Source organism: Streptomyces sp. NPDC054866 (assembly GCF_053610745.1).
Genome location: NZ_JBSGZA010000002.1, coordinates 670,834 through 685,569 on the forward strand (window position 1 = coordinate 670,834; position 14,736 = coordinate 685,569).

Below are 14,736 nucleotides of genomic sequence, written 5' to 3' on the forward strand. Positions count from 1 at the left end.
TGACGGCCCGTCAGGAAGGATCGGGGATCGCGTATGCGCCTGGGACTCGCACTCGGCTACTGGGGGCGCGGCCCCGACCCCGGGCATGTGGCACTGGCCCAGGAGGCCGAGCGGCTCGGATACGACTCCGTGTGGACGGCGGAGGCGTGGGGCTCCGACGCCTTCACTCCCCTGACCTGGATCGCGGCGCAGACCTCAAGGATCAAGCTGGGCACGGCGGTCGTGCAGATGGCGGCGCGCTCGCCGGTGACGACCGCGATGCACGCCCTGACCCTGGACCACCTGTCCGGCGGGCGGATGATGCTCGGGCTCGGGCTTTCCGGGCCGCAGGTGGTGGAGGGGTGGTACGGCCGGGCTTTTCCCAAGTCACCGCTGACCGCGACGCGGGAGTACGTGGATGTCATCCGCCAAGTCCTGCGGCGGGAGGGGCCGGTGGCTCTGGACGGCCGCTTCCACTCGCACCCCTACCAGGGGGAGGACGGGAGCGGCCTTGGCAAACCCCTGAAGCCGATCACGCATCCGCTGCGGGCGGATCTGCCGGTGCTGCTCGGCGCGGAGGGTCCGAAGAACATCGCGCAGACGGCGCGGATCGCGGACGGGTGGCTGCCGCTCTACTGGTCGCCGATGCGGTCCGATGTGTACGAGGCGTCGCTGGCGGATGCGCGGGACGGCTTCATGGTCGCGCCCATGGCGCGGGCGAAGGTCTGCGACGACGTGGCGGAGGGTTTGCTTCCGGTCAAGGCGATGCTGGGCTTCTATATCGGCGGAATGGGGCACTCCGCGCGAAACTTTCATGCGGATCTGATGGCGCGGATGGGGTTCGAGGCGGAGGCGCGGAGGATCCAGGAGCTGTTTCTGGCGGGGCGCCGGGAGGAGGCGGTGATGGCGGTGCCGGACACCTTCGCCGATGAGATCTCACTGGTGGGACCTCGGGAACGGATCGCGGAACGGTTGGAGCTGTGGCGCAAGGGTCCGGTCACGGATCTGCTGGTGCTGGCGCCGGACGCTCATACGCTGCGGGTGCTGGCGGAGCTGAACGGCTGAGAAATCAGCCCGTCCGGCGTTTGAGGACGAACTCGGCGGAGCCGGTGATCAACGGCGCCCAAGGCTCCGGAGCCAGACTCAGCCCTTCGAAAGCTCCCCCGCCGACGGCACCTTGTCCTTGACCTCCGCGCCCGCGCTCTTCCCCGCGCCCTTCACCTGGTTGATGACGTCGTCGAAGGAGTTCACGACCGAGTCCGTCGACTCCCCCTTGCGCAGCTTCGAGGGGAGGTCCTTCAGCGCGTCGATCCCCGCGGTGAGGGGAGCCACCGCCTTGGCCAGCGTCGGGTCGCCCTTGGCGTTCTTCGTTGCCGCCTTCAGGCGGTTGTAGGCGAGGGTTCCGGCGAGCCCCGCCTTGATCAAGGCGAACTTCCTGCCGTCCGCGCCCTTCTTGAACTTCCCCGCCCGGAAGGGCTTCACGATCCACTGGTACGTCGCCCCCGCGGCGATCCCCGCGTTCGCCACGAACCGCGTCTTCGCGAACTTCTGCTTCTCCGCGGAGCTGGTGCCCGACGGCGTGGACGAAGCGTCAGCGGTGTCGTCACCGCCGCACGCGGTCGTCCCCGCGAGCAGGGCTCCGCACAGCACAGGTGCGACGAAAGACCGGCGTACGGCCGCGGCGGACAGCGACACGGGGACCTCCAGGGGCCTCCAGGGGCGGACGGCTCTCCCGGCAGCCTCACCCCGTCCGGCGGGAGCCGCCACTCGGGCGAGCCCGTACGGGTTTCGGCCAGGCCGAGCCTGGTACCCGTCCTCCCATGTCCACCCGACAAGCACGTGGCAGCAGCGCAGCGAGGGTCATCGTCATCGTCGCGGACGTGATGGCCATCATCCTCGGCCTGTGGATCCTCATGTATCTGTTGGACGCGAACCGCGCCAACGACCTCGTCCAGTTCATCCATGACGTGGCCCGCTGGCTGGCCGGCTGGTCCCATGACCTGTTCACGTTCGACGAGGCATGGGCCCGAGTCGTCTGCGGCTACGGCCTGGCAGCCCTCGTCTACGTCTTCGTCGGCCATGCCATCGCGGGACGGCTCCGCCGCTACTGAGCAACGGAGCCGCCACGCCCCTGACCCGGCGCCCCTGACCCGGCGCTACTGGCCCCCCGCGGCCGCCCCGCAGCACTCCGGCGCGAGGCCCACCGGCAGGCGTTCTCCCGAGAACACCGCGCAGGTGGCCTCGTCGCCGCCGAGTGCCGCCACCGCGAGCAGCAGGGAGCCCGCCGTCCACGTCGTCAGTTCCTCGGGCCAGATCGCCTTGTCGTCGAAGACGTAGCCCGTCCAGTAGAGGCCGGTCTCCGGGTCGCGCAGGTGCTGGATCGACTGGAGGATCTCCAGGGCGCGGTCCGATTCGCCCAACACCCAGAGGGACAGGGCGAGTTCGGCGCTCTCGCCGCCCGTCACCCAGTTGTTGGGGATGACGCAGCGCACGCCCAGGTCCGGCACCACGAAGCGGTCCCAGCCCTCCTCCATACGGGACTTGGCCTGCGCGCCCGTCAGCGCGCCGCCGAGGACCGGGTAGTACCAGTCCATCGAGTAGCGGTCCTTGTCCAGGAAGCGCTCGGGGTGGCTGCGTATCGCGTGGGCAAGGGCGCCCGTCGCCAACTCCCAGTCAGGCTGCGGCTCCTCGCGCTGCTCGGCGATCGCCAGGGCGCAGCGCAGCGCCTGGTGAATGGACGAACTGCCGGTCAGGAGCGCGTCGTTGACCGGTGTCCCGTCCTGCTCCCGCTTCCAGCCGATCTGGCCGCCCTGCTGCTGGAGGGCGAGCACGAACTCCACCGCGCCCACCACCGTCGGCCACAGGCGGTCCAGGAACGTGTCGTCGCCGGTCGAGAGGTAGTGGTGCCAGACGCCCACCGCGATGTACGCGCAGAAGTTCGTCTCGCGGCCCCGGTCCGTCACGTCGCGCGGATCCCCGTCGGCGTACGCCGCGTACCAGGAACCGTCCGGATTCTGGTGCCGCGCCAGCCAGTCGTAGGCGCGGGCCGCGGCCGCGTGCTCGCCCGCCGCGTCCAGGGCCATGGCGGCCTCGGTGTGGTCCCAGGGGTCGAGGTGGTGGCCGCGGAACCACGGGATCGCGCCGTCCTCGCGCTGGACCGCCAGAATTCCGCGGACTGTCCTCGTGGCCTGATCCGCCGTCAGGACGCCCGGCAGGACCAGGTGTTCCGTCCGCTCCGGGCTCGTCACGCGTCGGTCTTCGCGTCGGCCTTCGGCAGGTGCGGCTTCGTCGCATACGCCACGAAACTCTTGCCCACGACCGGGTTGAGCAGCTGCTCCGCCACCTTCGTGGCCAGCGGTTTCTTCATGATGTCCCAGACCAGGAGCTTGTGGTACGCCCGCACCGGCAGCGCCTTGTCGTTGTCGACGCCGAACGCGCACTTCAGCCACCAGTACGGCGCGTGCAGCGCGTGCGCGTGATGCGTGCCGTAGGGCTTCAGGCCCGCCTCGCGCATCCTGCCGAGCAGTTCGTCCGCCTTGTAGATGCGGATGTGGCCGCCCTCGACCTCGTGGTAGGCGTCCGACAGGGCCCAGCAGATCTTCTCGGGGCCGTAGCGCGGGACGGTCACCGCGATGCGGCCGCCCGGCTTCAGGACGCGGACCATCTCCGCGAGTACGCCCTTGTCGTCGGGGATGTGCTCCATCACCTCGGAGATGATCACGACGTCGAACGAGGCGTCGGGGAAGGGGAGGTTGAGCGCGTCACCCTCCATAGCGGTGGCGGTCGCGCCCGCGGGCGCCTCGCCCGCCTCCTTCATCGCGGCGAACCACTTGGCGACCTCGCGGATCTCCTCGCCGTTCTGGTCGAGGGCCACCACCTGAGCCCCCCGCCGGTAACACTCGAAGGCGTGCCGGCCCGCGCCGCAGCCCAGATCGAGGACGCGGTCGCCCGCGGCGAGCGGGAAGCGGGTGAAGTCGACGGTCAGCATCAGCTAGGGCTCCCGGAGTACGTCGGGCTGGCGGCGGGGCGGCCGGTTTGCGGGCCTGGGGTGCGGGCGATCGCCGCGCGGTACAGCTCTGCGGTGCCCTGGGCGGCGCGGGCCCAGGTGAACTTGGCGAGAACCCGCTCGCGGCCTGCCGCTCCGAGGCGGGCCCGCAGTTCGCGGTCGCCGAGCAGCCGGATCAGGCCCGCGGCGAGGGCGCCCGGGTCGGCGGGCCGCACCGCGAGGCAGGTCTCGCCGTCCGGCCCCGCGACCTCCGGGATCGCGCCGCCGGTCGTGGCGAGGAGCGGGGTCCCCGTGGCCATCGCCTCGGCCGCGGGGAGCGAGAAGCCCTCGTACAGCGAAGGGACGCAGGCGACCTCGGCCGAGCGGACCAGGTCCACCAGCTCGGCGTCGGTGATGCCCTTGACGAACTCGATGGCGTCCTCGAGGCCGTACTTCTCGATCGCCTGCGCGACAGGACCGTCCTCGGCGCGCTTGCCGACGACGACGAGGTGGGCGGCGGGGTTCTCGGCGCGGACCTTGGCCAGCGCCTCGACGAGGTAGATGAGGCCCTTGAGCGGGACGTCGGCGCTGGACGTCGTGACGATCCGGCCCGGCACCTCGGGGACCGAGGGGTCCGGCGAGAAGAGGTCGGTGTCGGCGCCGATGTGCACGACGTTGATGCGGTCCGCGCGTACGCCGAGGTGGTCGACGATCTCCTGGCGCGATGTGCCGGAGACGGTGAGCACGGAGGGCAGACGGCGGGCCACGCGCTTTTGCATGCGCGTGAACGCGTACCAGCGGCGTACGGACATGCGGCGCCGCCAGTCCGGCGCCGCGTCGAGGTCCAACCGGCGGTCCACGGTGATGGGGTGATGGATCGTCGAGACGAGCGGGGCGCCGAGGTCGCCCAGCAGGCCGTAGCCGAGCGTCTGGTTGTCGTGCACGACGTCGAACTCGCCCCGCCTGGCGCGTAGATGGCGGCGGGCGCGCAGGCTGAACGTCGCGGGTTCGGGGAAGCCGCCGGTCCACATCGTCGCCACTTCGAGCGCGTCGACCCAGTCGCGGTACTCGTCGCGCTTCGGCGTGCGGAAGGGGTCGGGCGAGCGGTAGAGGTCGAGGCTCGGCAGCTCGGTGAGCCTGAGGCCTTCGAGTCCCTCGTCCAGGACGGGGTAGGGCTGCGCGCCGATCACTTCGACGCTGTGGCCGAGGCGGGCCAGCTCGCGTGAGAGGTGACGTACGTAGACGCCCTGTCCCCCGCAGAACGGGTTCCCTTTGTACGTGAGGAGAGCGATGCGCAACGGACGGTCACCATCGGCGTACGGCCCCGTCCGGGGGCCCGCCTCCATGGCCTCAGCGGTCACTCTCGGCCCCCTTCTCCCTGCGGTTGTCCGCGAGGTTACGCCGGGACGGTAATCTAGAACAAGTTTCAGACTTGATCGTTGAATGATCGCTGATTGATCGCGGAACGAGCTTTGAATCTACCGGCAGGTAGCCGCGCTGTAAGGCCCGGATCAGGTGATTCGCGCCACGGCAGGCGCCCTGCCATGCTGGCCCACCACATCCCCACCACATCACCGGACCGGGACGACGGAACAACGGGACATATGACAGCGGAAGCCAAGGCAGCGGAAGTCGCAGCAGCTGATCCGGCGTCGCCGCCCCTGACCGAGCGGCAGGAGGCGCGCCGCCGCCGCATCCTGCACGCCAGCGCTCAACTCGCGAGCAGGGGCGGGTTCGACGCGGTGCAGATGCGGGAGGTCGCCGAGTCGTCGAGCGTCGCCCTCGGCACGCTGTACCGCTACTTCCCCTCCAAGGTGCATCTCCTGGTCGCCACCATGCAGGACCAGCTGCAGCACATGCACACCACGATCCGTAAGCGCCCGCCCGCGGGTGACACGCCCGCCGACCGGGTGGCCGAGACGCTGATGCGGGCCTTCCGTGCCCTGCAACGTGAGCCGCATCTGGCGGACGCGATGGTCAGGGCGCTGACCTTCGCCGACCGCTCCGTGAGCCCCGAGGTGGACACGGTCTCGCGGCTGACCACGGCGATCATCCTGGACGCGATGGGCCTGGAGGACGCGCCGACCCCCGAGCAGCTCTCGGCGGTCCGGGTCATCGAGCACACCTGGCACTCGGCGCTGATCACCTGGCTCTCGGGGCGGGCGTCGATCGCGCAGGTCAAGATCGACATCGAGATGGTGTGCCGCCTGATCGACCTGACGTCCCCCGAGACCGCGTAACCGTCCGCAACCCCTGAATCGGTGCACGGGGGGCGCACGCTCGCCCGGCAATTGCGCCCCTGAGCCTCTCCTGGTCCCGCTTGGCCAGATCTCGCGGCCGTACGAGCGGTCGGCGCCGCTATGAATGGTCTACGTGCTGAATGAAGCAACCGGGACCGACAGCGGGAACCTCGAGGAGCGAAACGTGATCCGGGCACTTCTGGTGCACGACGCCTGTCTGCTGCGATCGGCTCTGGCGGAACGCCTCGCCCGTGAGCCGGACCTGGAGGTGTTCCATGCACCGTGGCACGACGCCCGCGACCGTGTGGGTGCGGTGCGTCCCGATGTCTGCGTGGTCGACCCCGACGGCGATACGGCGTACGCCTCCGCCGAGTTCGGGGAGCAGTCCCATCCCGTGAACGGCGGCCTCGGCTGCCCGCTCCTCGTCCTGGTGTCCGGCAGCCGGCCGGGGCTGCTCCGCCGCTGCATGGAGGCAGGCGCCCTCGGCTTCGTGGACAAGGCGAGCCCGCCGGACCGGCTGCTCGCCGGGATCAGGCAGGTGGCGGCGGGGCAGCGGTTCGTGGACGAATCGCTGGGGTTCGGGTTTCTGAAGGCGGCTCAGATGCCTCTGACCCACCGGGAGTTACTGGTGCTCTCACTGGCCGCCGGTGGCGCGCCCGTCGCCGAGATCGCGCACCGCCTGCACCTGACCAACGGGACGGTGCGCAACTACATGGCTGCGATCACCCGGAAGACCGGGGCCCGCAACAGGATCGACGCCATACGGATCTCGCGCGGGGAGGGCTGGGTGTGAGGTGACGTTCGCCGGCCCCCAGTTGCCGTTCAACTCACGGTAGAGCGAGGAGCGTTCGAGCAGCTCATCGTGGCGGCCGCACAGGGTGTGCGTGCCGTCCATCACCAGGATCCGGTCGGCGCGGCGGGCCGAGCTGATGCGGTGGGCGATCACCACGAGGGTGCCGCCGGGCCGCGCCGCGAACGCCCGCTCGGCGCGGGCCTCCGCCACCGGGTCGAGGTGGCAGGTGGCCTCGTCGAGCAGGGCGAGGGGCGCGTACGAGACGTAGGCGCGGGTCAGCGCGATGAGCTGGCGCTCGCCCGCGGAGAGCGCGGCGGGGTCGACCGGGGCGTCGAGCCCTCCGAGCTGCTCGATCACCCCGCTGAGCCCGACCGCCCGCGCGGCGGCCAGCAACTCCGCGTCGCTGACGGCGTCGGCCCGCAGATACTCCAGGTTCTGCCGCACGGTCCCGCTGAAGACGTACGCCTCCTGCGGTATCAACACCCGCCCCCCAACGGCCTCTCGCCCCCGCACGCCCCGCCCACCCACGCGGACAACCCCACCACCGGGCTCCAACAGCCCGGCCACAAGCCCCGCAAGGGTGGACTTCCCGATCCCACTGGGCCCGACAACGGCAAGATGGCCACCCCGCGGAACACTGAGCGAAAGCCCACGCACGACGGGCTCGGCGAGGGGGCCGTAGGCAAAGGTGACGGAGGAGAGCTGAAGGGCGGGCACGTCGCCAGGCACGTCTGCGCTGCTGGGGGCGGGGGCCTCGCCGGGGGTGGACCCGCTGGGGGTGGGTGCCTCGCCGGGGGTGGGAATCCCGCCGGGGGTGGCCTTCGCGCCGGGGGTGGATGCACCGCCGGGGGTGAGTGCCTCGCCACGGGCAGACGCCCCGCCTAGGGCAGGCGCCCCACCGCGGGCGGATCCCCCGCCGGAAGCGGACGCCCCGCCACGGGCTGGCGCCCCGCCCGGGGTAGGCGCCTCGGTGGGTACCCCACCCGGAGTGGGTGCCTCGCCAGGGGCGAGTGCCTCGTCACGAGCAGACACCCCGCCAGGGGCCAGCCCCTCGCCACGGGCAGGCGTCCCACCCCGGGCGAACGCCCCACCGGGAGCCGCCGATCCGCCAGGGGTAGGCGCCCCGCCGCGAGCCCTCGCCCCCAGCCCGCCAGGGGTAGGCGCCCCGCCAGGAGCCGCCCCACCGGGCCCCGCCGTCCCGGCGGAGGCGGGCGCCCCGCCGGGAGCAGAGGCCTCGCCAGGGGGTGCCGTCGGCGCCGTTGGGCCTGTCAGGCGGCGTAGGACTATGGCCAGGCGGGAGCCGCTTGTGCCCAGGCCGTGGATCAAGTTGTGCAGGGCCGGGAGCAGGGCCTGGGTCACGTATGCGATCGCTCCTACCAGGGCGCCCGGTGTGACGCCCTGGTTCAGGAGCCAGGGTGCCGTGACGAGGAGCAGGACCAGGGGGAGTTGGCCGCCGGTCGCCAGGGCCGCCGTGCGCAGGACGCCCCAGTGGGCGAGGGCACGGGCCGCCGCGTACTCCGTGGCGATGCCCCGGTCCAGGTCCTCGGCCACGTCCCGCTCCGCGCCCGCGGCCGTGACGTCCCGCAACCCCGGGGCCACCACGCCCAGTTGGCTCGCGATTCCCTCGTCCGCGACGAGGAACCTCTCCTGGCGCCGCGCCAGCGGACGCAGGCTCGCCACGAACAGGCCGACCCCCGCGAGCAGCGGCGGCGCGACCACCAGGAGGAGGAGCGGAGCCAGCGAGAACAGGCCGATCAGCGCGCCCACCGCCGTGAAGACGAAGGAGCGGGACACCAGGACAAGGCCGGCGAAGGTGTCCCTGGCGATCTCCACCTGCTGGGTGAGCCGGGACACGGAGCCGCCGTCCGCGTCCCGCAGCCCCCGGTCGACGACCTGCCGCACCAGGGTGTCCCGCAGCGGCTCCACCAGATCGGCGACCGCGCGGTACACCCGCCCCGTGCCGTACGCGGCCACGACCACGCCGAGCCCGGCCGCGCCGAGCCACCCGAGGCCCACCGCCTCACGCCCGGCGAGGAACCCGTCGTCCAGGGCGCGCGCGAGGGCGTACCCGGTGAGGAAGGTCTGCCCGGTCTCCAGTACGGACCAGAGCGCGAGCCGCAGCACCACCGGCCACCTGCGCCACAGGAAGCGGACGCCTCGGCGGTAGGGGCCGTGCGGCATCCGGGCGCCGGAAGACTCCTTCACGTGCCGAACACCTCCCGGTACTCCGCCCGCTCCCACAGCTCCGCATGCGTCCCAACCGCTCGAATCCGGCCGTCGTGCAACCACGCCACCACGTCCGCGCGGGCCGCCGTCGCCGCACGGTGGGCGATGATCAGGCGGCTGCGGTGCGGGGTGTGGTGGAGCAGGGCCTCGGCGATGTGGTGCTCGGTCACCGTGTCCAGGCTCGACATCGCGTCGTCCAGGATCAGGAGCCGCCCTCCTCGCGCGAACGCCCGTGCCAGGCCTAGGCGTTGGGCCTCGCCTCCGGAGAGGGGCGCGTCCGCGCAGGCGGTGGTGTAACCGTCGGGGAGCCGGGTGATGAAGGGGTCTGCGTGAGCCGCGCGGGCCGCCTCGCGGATGCGGGGCGGCGCCGGGCGCGGGGCGCCGAAGCCGATCGTGTCCTCCAGTGTCGTGCCGAGCAGCGCGGGCCGCTCGAAGGCGTAGCCGACCTCGCGCCGCAGCTCCTCGCGGGCGAGCGAACGCAGTGGGACGCCGTCGAGCCGTACGTCCCCTTCGTCGGGGTCGGCGAGCCGGCCCGCGACGGACGCCAGCAGCGACTTGCCCGCTCCGGAGCGCCCGACCACGGCGAGCGTGCCGCCCGCGGGAACGGTCAGGTCGACGCCGTCGAGCACGGTGCGACCGCCGCGGATCACGGTGACGCCGCGCAGCTCCAACAGGCCGTCCCCAGGGGGCAGTTCGGAGGCCCCGTACGAGGTGGCGGGTTCCGCGAGCACCTCCCCCAGGCGGCGCGCCGCGGCCCTGGCCCGCACCAGCGCTCCCAGTTGTCCGACGAGCATGCCGATCCCGGTGGCGAGGACCGCGTACCGGGAGGCGGCCAGCAACTCACCCACACTGATGTGCTGTTGGACCACCAGGTGACCGGCCACCGCGACGACCCCGATCTGCAGAAGGGGTGCGACGGCTACGGCCTGCGCCTGGGAGCGGCCCTGGACGCGCCACATCCGGTGGCCCTGGCGGGAGAGTTCGGGCAGCGCGTCGAGGACGCGCCTGGCCTCTTTTTCCTCGGTGCGCGCGGCGGCGATGGTCCGTGCCCCGCCGATCGCCTCGCCGAGGCGACCCGCGATGTTGCCCTGGACCTGCTGGTAGCGCGCCACGCAGTCGGACGAGACGCGCACGAACCACCGCAGGAGCAGGACGAGTACGGGCGCCCCGGCGATGAACACGACGGCCAGCCAGCCGTCGATCAGGGCGAGGGCCACCACGGCGCCCACGGGCGCGACCAGGGCGGCGAGCAGCGCGGCGAGGGTGGCGGGCGCGACGCCCGCGTGTGCCGCGTTGTCGATGAGGCGGGCCACCAGGTCGCCGGGGGCGAAGCGGGCGGTGGCGCGTGGCCCGACGCCCAGCACGTGGCGTCCGACACGGCCGCGCAGCCAGGCCGTGGTGCGGGCGTTGGTGGTTCCGGTGAGGACGCCGTCGAAGGCGTCGAGGAGCGCGCTCGCGGCGATGAGCGCGGTGCACACGAGGATCCAGCGGGTGGCTTCGGCGCCGACGTGCCCGGCCGCGTGCCCCGCGAGGACGGCGTCAAGGGCGCGCCCGATGGCGAACGGCAGGAAGAGGCTCGCACCCGCCCCCGCGACGCTGCACAGCGCGAGGGCGACGCAGCGGGCGGCACTGTACCGTGTCGCGTCCTTCAACAGGCCCGCGTCGTGGTCGGGTTGATGGGGCGGCCGGTCGATCGTGATCGCCATGCGGTCCGGGTCCTCGCAGTCCTCGTATCCGTGGCGGAGTTGCCTGGCCGAGCGGCCTGGCGGGGCAGTGCCTGTGCCGGAATGCCCGACGCTGGGCGCCTGTGACCGCCGCTTGTCCGGGCCGGCTGTACGACGGGGCGCCCGCGATGGGCACCCGCCGCGGGGCGTCCGCAGCGGGGCTCCGTGCGTCAGCGTCCGTGCGTCGGCGTCCGAGGCGAGCCACCCGTGGCCGGGCGTCCGCGACAGGACGTCCGCGACAAGGCGTCCGCAACGGCTGTCGACGCGGGTCCCGTAACGGTCGCCCGTGACGGGCCACCCGTGGCCGGTCGTCCGCGACAGAGCCTCCGCGACGGATGTCGACGCGGGGGGGCCCGTGACGTCGACCCTCCGGACGGTCGGCGTCCGTGACGGTCGCCCGAGGCGGGCCGCCTGTGACGGGGCGTCCGTGACCGGGCGTCCGTGACAAGGCGTCCGCAACGGCTGTCGACGCGGAGCCCGTAACGGTCGCCCGAGGCGGGCCACCCGAGCCGGGCCACCCGTGACCGGGCATCCGCGACAGGGCTTCCGCCGCCGGTCGTCCACGACAGAGCCTCCGCGACGGATGTCGACGCGCGGTGTCCGTGACGTCGACCCCCGTGGCGTCGGCGTCCGTGGCCGTCGGCCTACGCGGGGCACCGTGACCGGGGCCTTCGCGGGCAGGCGTGGTGGACCCGGGCGGTGCCTCTGAGGAGAGGCGCCGCCCGGTCCCTCATGAACCGTGCCGCTCAGGCACGGGTCTGCGTCACAGACAGAGCAGCACGCTCGCGTCGCTCCAGCACAGCAGCAGGCTCACGTTGCTGCCGCCGCCACCGTGGCCGCCACCGGTCATCTCGTCGGACTCCATGCTCTGCAGGTCGAGAAGCGCCATGATCTTCCCTCTCACTTGGGGACGTTGATGTCCTTGTGGGTTGTGTCACGACCCCGCTGGGTGGCGGGACCGGCTCTGGGGCCGCCTCGGCGGCGGCAGGAAGGGGACGTGTGCTCCGCCGTCCCCCAGGGCGGCGGCGAGGGCGAGAAGACAGCCCGCCGTTCCGGTGTGCAGGTCCATCGAGAGGCGCAGCATCTGGTGGCCGGGGAAGGCGAGTTGACCGGCGTACGGCATCGCGAACCAGCCGAGTGCTTCGATCTGCGCGGCGACGTCCGCGGACGTGATGCCGGGCGCGGTGCTGCGGTTGAGGTGCAGCAGCAGTCCGGCCCGCCCCTGGAACAGGCCCGGCTGCACGCAGAAGCGTGAGCGCGCGGTGGTCAGGATCCCCGGCCGTACCGCCTCGAACCCGGCGTCTTCCCGGTGCGCGAGGTAGTCGTCGACGACCATCCCGATGCCTACGCTGCCGTCACCGAGGTAGGGCATCGTGCGCCACCCCTCGTCGACGCCGACGCTGCCGTCGGGCCGCGTCACGCACCGGGCGAGGTCGGCCCGCAGGGCCTTCGCCGCCAGGTCGAGAAGCGCCGGGTCGCCGTTCCTCTCGTACAGCCGCAGGAAGAGGAGCGCGGGCCCGGTGGCGCCGTGCAGCAGACCGGCCCGTGGCCGCCCCTTCGAAGGGGGCTCCGCGGTGAGCCGCTCGCCGATCACCTCGGCTGCCTGCAACGCGTGTTGGGCGAAGGACTCCTCGCCCGTGCTGTGCGCGATGGCGTCGAGCGCGAGGCCGAGTCCGGCGAGGCCGCCGTGCAGGTCGGAGGGGAGCCGCTGCCAGTTCTCCCGGAGGACGAGCTCCATCAGATCGAGCGCGCGGGTGCGGTGACCGAGCCGGTCGAGTACGTGGGCGATGCCCGCGAGGCCGTCGTTGAGCCCGAGGGGCGTGCCGGACGGCGCGGGCTCGGTGTGCTTCAGGAGCCAGCGCTCGCCTTCCTCGTAGCGTTCGGCGCCGCTCTCGGCGAGGGCGAGCAGCACTCCGGCCGCGCCGTGCGCGAGACCGAGCCCGCCGCCGTCGGTGAACTGCGCGATGTCGCCGGGGAAGAGCCGGTCGTCGCGCTCCGGGGTGGCCGAGGCGAGGATGGCCTTGACCATGGAGTCCCGGCTGTACGGCCAGTCGGCGACGTCGACGAGCGGCGCGGCCACCTCGGAGGTCACCTTCGAGGCCACCTGCGAGGTCAGCCTTGCGGCACCCTTCGCACCGGCCTGCTCCTGCCCGCCGCGCTCGATCTCCGCCACGGCTCCGTCGAGGAACTCCTTCGGTACGTCGGGGAACTGGGACGCGATCACCGTCGCGAGGTGTGCGGCCTTGCCCCGGTCCACGGCGAGGAGTGTCGTGATCGGCAGGAAGAGGGCGAGCCGCAGACACGCGAGGGCGTAGCGGTCGACGTCCACGCCCTCGCGGTCCGCGGGTGCGATGAATCCGGGGTGGGCCACAACCTGCCGGCCGCCCTCGCCCACCGTCGTCGCCGCCTCGAAGTCGAGGAGGGAGACGGACTGTTCGTCGGGCGAGACCATGATGTTGAACATGTGGAGGTCGTTGAAGACGACACCCCGCTCGTGCACGGCGGCGACGGCCTCCTCGACGGCCCGGTGGATCCGCAGCGCCCACGCCGTGTACGCGGCGATCGCGTCGTCGTCCGGCTCACTGACAAGCAGCGGATGCCGGTCGGCGAAGAAGGAGTTGAGGGTGCTGCCCTCCAGGAAGTCCATGACGAGGAAGCGGTGGCCGCCGAGTTCGAACCAGTCGCGTACCTCGGGCGCGACGCCGAGCCCCGTGAGCTTCTGGAGCGCGTCCCGCTCGCGCTCCAGGCGGGCCACGGCGTCGGCCCCGTCCGACGCCAGGCCCGCGTACGGCCGCCCCTCCTTCAGGACGACCTTGTGGCCGTCACGGGTGTCGGTGCCCACATAGACCCCGCCGCCGTTGGAGAAGTGCAGCGCCTTCTCCATGCGGTACGGCAGGTCGGTGACCGTCGTGTTGTTACGCGCCGTGAGCTGGGATTCGAGGAACGGCGGCAGCGTCACCCACTCGGGCACCCGGAAGGCCGGGTCGCGCGAGTCGGGGACGAGGCGGCCCTGGTCGTCCTCGATCGCGGGCACGAGGCTGCCGCGCTCGTTGACGCACATGCGGCGCGTGAAGGCGCCGTATCTGACGTACAGCGGCCCTTCCTGCCAGCGCAGGTCGGTGAGGATGTAGGGCCCCTCGCATCCCTCGAGGGACCGCCCCAACTCCCGCAGGACAACGTGCAGTTGCTGCTCGTCGGCCGGGTAGATCGTCGCGAACTTGCCGCTGCCGTCACGTCCCGCGTACTTGCTGTTGCGCAGGTGGAGCAGGTGCCGTCCCGCGATGAACTTGAAGGGCACGGCGCGCGGCACGCAGTAGTCCCTGACCGCGGCGGCGATGCGGTCCGCGTTCTGCAGCGTGGCGGACACATGGATCTTCCAGCCCTGCTGGGGCGCGGGCCGTGCGTGCCCGTCCTCGTCGAGGGGGACGTAGGTCAGCCAGTCACCCTCGCGGGCCGACCGCCATCCCCGCGGGACCGGGCGCCCCGCCGTCGCGAACTCAGGGGCGGTTCCGCCCACGGACAAGCGGTCCGGAGTCTCGTAGAAGTACCTGTCGGCCAGACAGTAGACCTCGTACCGCTTGTCCACGCCGTCCCCTCCCCAAGTGGTCTGGGTCTGAACAGTTCCAGGCCGCAAAGGGGACGGACAGTCACGGATGTCATCGATCAGCTATGCGGAACGCATGGGTAAAGTCCTGTTCGCACACTTTCGAGCACACATAATGCGCACAGGATGTACGCATATCGGCTCGGGCGCCGTCACGGAAGTAAATTCCGCGGCGGAACAGGCAT

11 protein-coding genes and 1 pseudogene are annotated in these 14,736 nt (G+C 72.1%); 4 read left to right on the forward strand and 8 right to left on the reverse strand.

What is annotated here, in order from left to right:
* The first annotated feature begins 33 nt into the window (after positions 1-33).
* Positions 34-1,044, forward strand: coding sequence for an LLM class F420-dependent oxidoreductase (locus ACWGI2_RS11785; protein WP_453695067.1), 1,011 nt, complete (start codon positions 34-36; stop codon positions 1,042-1,044).
* A 78-nt stretch (positions 1,045-1,122) separates the two neighbouring features.
* Here the strand turns inward: ACWGI2_RS11785 and ACWGI2_RS11790 are convergent, their stop codons facing one another.
* Positions 1,123-1,674, reverse strand: coding sequence for a hypothetical protein (locus ACWGI2_RS11790; protein WP_453695068.1), 552 nt, complete (start codon positions 1,672-1,674; stop codon positions 1,123-1,125).
* Positions 1,675-1,799: 125 nt separating this feature from the next.
* On the opposite strand from ACWGI2_RS11790, the gene ACWGI2_RS11795 reads away from it, so the two are divergent.
* The gene (locus tag ACWGI2_RS11795; protein ID WP_453395302.1) at positions 1,800-2,090 is read left to right on the forward strand and encodes a hypothetical protein; all 291 of its coding nucleotides are present in this window, start codon (positions 1,800-1,802) and stop codon (positions 2,088-2,090) included.
* Positions 2,091-2,135: 45 nt separating this feature from the next.
* Here the strand turns inward: ACWGI2_RS11795 and ACWGI2_RS11800 are convergent, their stop codons facing one another.
* Genes ACWGI2_RS11800 through ACWGI2_RS11810 form a run of 3 tightly spaced genes read right to left on the reverse strand, consistent with a single transcriptional unit; the run spans position 2,136 to position 5,325 of the window.
* Positions 2,136-3,227, reverse strand: coding sequence for a prenyltransferase (locus tag ACWGI2_RS11800; RefSeq protein WP_453395303.1), 1,092 nt, complete (start codon positions 3,225-3,227; stop codon positions 2,136-2,138).
* The gene (locus tag ACWGI2_RS11805; protein ID WP_160504786.1) at positions 3,224-3,967 is read right to left on the reverse strand and encodes a class I SAM-dependent methyltransferase; all 744 of its coding nucleotides are present in this window, start codon (positions 3,965-3,967) and stop codon (positions 3,224-3,226) included. Before ACWGI2_RS11805 ends, ACWGI2_RS11800 begins: the two co-directional genes overlap by 4 nt.
* A complete protein-coding gene (locus tag ACWGI2_RS11810; protein WP_453395304.1) occupies positions 3,967-5,325 on the reverse strand; it encodes a glycosyltransferase family 4 protein in 1,359 nt (452 codons plus the stop codon). The genes ACWGI2_RS11805 and ACWGI2_RS11810 overlap by 1 nt, the downstream gene beginning before the upstream one ends.
* Positions 5,326-5,568: 243 nt before the next feature.
* On the opposite strand from ACWGI2_RS11810, the gene ACWGI2_RS11815 reads away from it, so the two are divergent.
* Both ACWGI2_RS11815 and ACWGI2_RS11820 read left to right on the forward strand, forming a co-directional pair.
* A complete protein-coding gene (locus ACWGI2_RS11815; protein WP_453395305.1) occupies positions 5,569-6,204 on the forward strand; it encodes a TetR family transcriptional regulator in 636 nt (211 codons plus the stop codon).
* A gap of 184 nt (positions 6,205-6,388) precedes the next feature.
* Positions 6,389-6,997, forward strand: a complete 609-nt coding sequence (locus tag ACWGI2_RS11820) for a LuxR C-terminal-related transcriptional regulator (RefSeq protein ID WP_453695069.1) — start codon at positions 6,389-6,391, stop codon at positions 6,995-6,997.
* A 285-nt stretch (positions 6,998-7,282) separates the two neighbouring features.
* Here the strand turns inward: ACWGI2_RS11820 and ACWGI2_RS11825 are convergent.
* The 4 genes and pseudogenes from ACWGI2_RS11825 to lanKC form a co-directional block, all read right to left on the reverse strand.
* A pseudogene (locus ACWGI2_RS11825) lies at positions 7,283-9,178 on the reverse strand (ATP-binding cassette domain-containing protein); the annotation flags it as partial.
* A gap of 20 nt (positions 9,179-9,198) precedes the next feature.
* Entirely contained in the window at positions 9,199-10,929 is a 1,731-nt protein-coding gene (locus ACWGI2_RS11830) for an ABC transporter ATP-binding protein (RefSeq protein WP_453695070.1), read from the reverse strand.
* 781 nt (positions 10,930-11,710) lie between these two features.
* Positions 11,711-11,836, reverse strand: coding sequence for a SapB/AmfS family lanthipeptide (locus ACWGI2_RS11835; RefSeq protein ID WP_383271570.1), 126 nt, complete (start codon positions 11,834-11,836; stop codon positions 11,711-11,713).
* 45 nt (positions 11,837-11,881) lie between these two features.
* The gene (lanKC, locus tag ACWGI2_RS11840; RefSeq protein WP_453695071.1) at positions 11,882-14,533 is read right to left on the reverse strand and encodes a class III lanthionine synthetase LanKC; all 2,652 of its coding nucleotides are present in this window, start codon (positions 14,531-14,533) and stop codon (positions 11,882-11,884) included.
* Positions 14,534-14,736: the final 203 nt, after the last annotated feature.

Coding starts and splice junctions, on each gene's coding strand:
- ACWGI2_RS11785 (WP_453695067.1), top strand. CDS start 34: ATGCGCCTGGGACTCGCACTCGGCTACTGGGGGCGCGGCCCCGACCCC.
- ACWGI2_RS11795 (WP_453395302.1), top strand. CDS start 1,800: ATGTCCACCCGACAAGCACGTGGCAGCAGCGCAGCGAGGGTCATCGTC.
- ACWGI2_RS11805 (WP_160504786.1), bottom strand. CDS start 3,967: ATGCTGACCGTCGACTTCACCCGCTTCCCGCTCGCCGCGGGCGACCGC.
- ACWGI2_RS11815 (WP_453395305.1), top strand. CDS start 5,569: ATGACAGCGGAAGCCAAGGCAGCGGAAGTCGCAGCAGCTGATCCGGCG.
- ACWGI2_RS11830 (WP_453695070.1), bottom strand. CDS start 10,929: ATGGCGATCACGATCGACCGGCCGCCCCATCAACCCGACCACGACGCG.
- ACWGI2_RS11835 (WP_383271570.1), bottom strand. CDS start 11,836: ATGGCGCTTCTCGACCTGCAGAGCATGGAGTCCGACGAGATGACCGGT.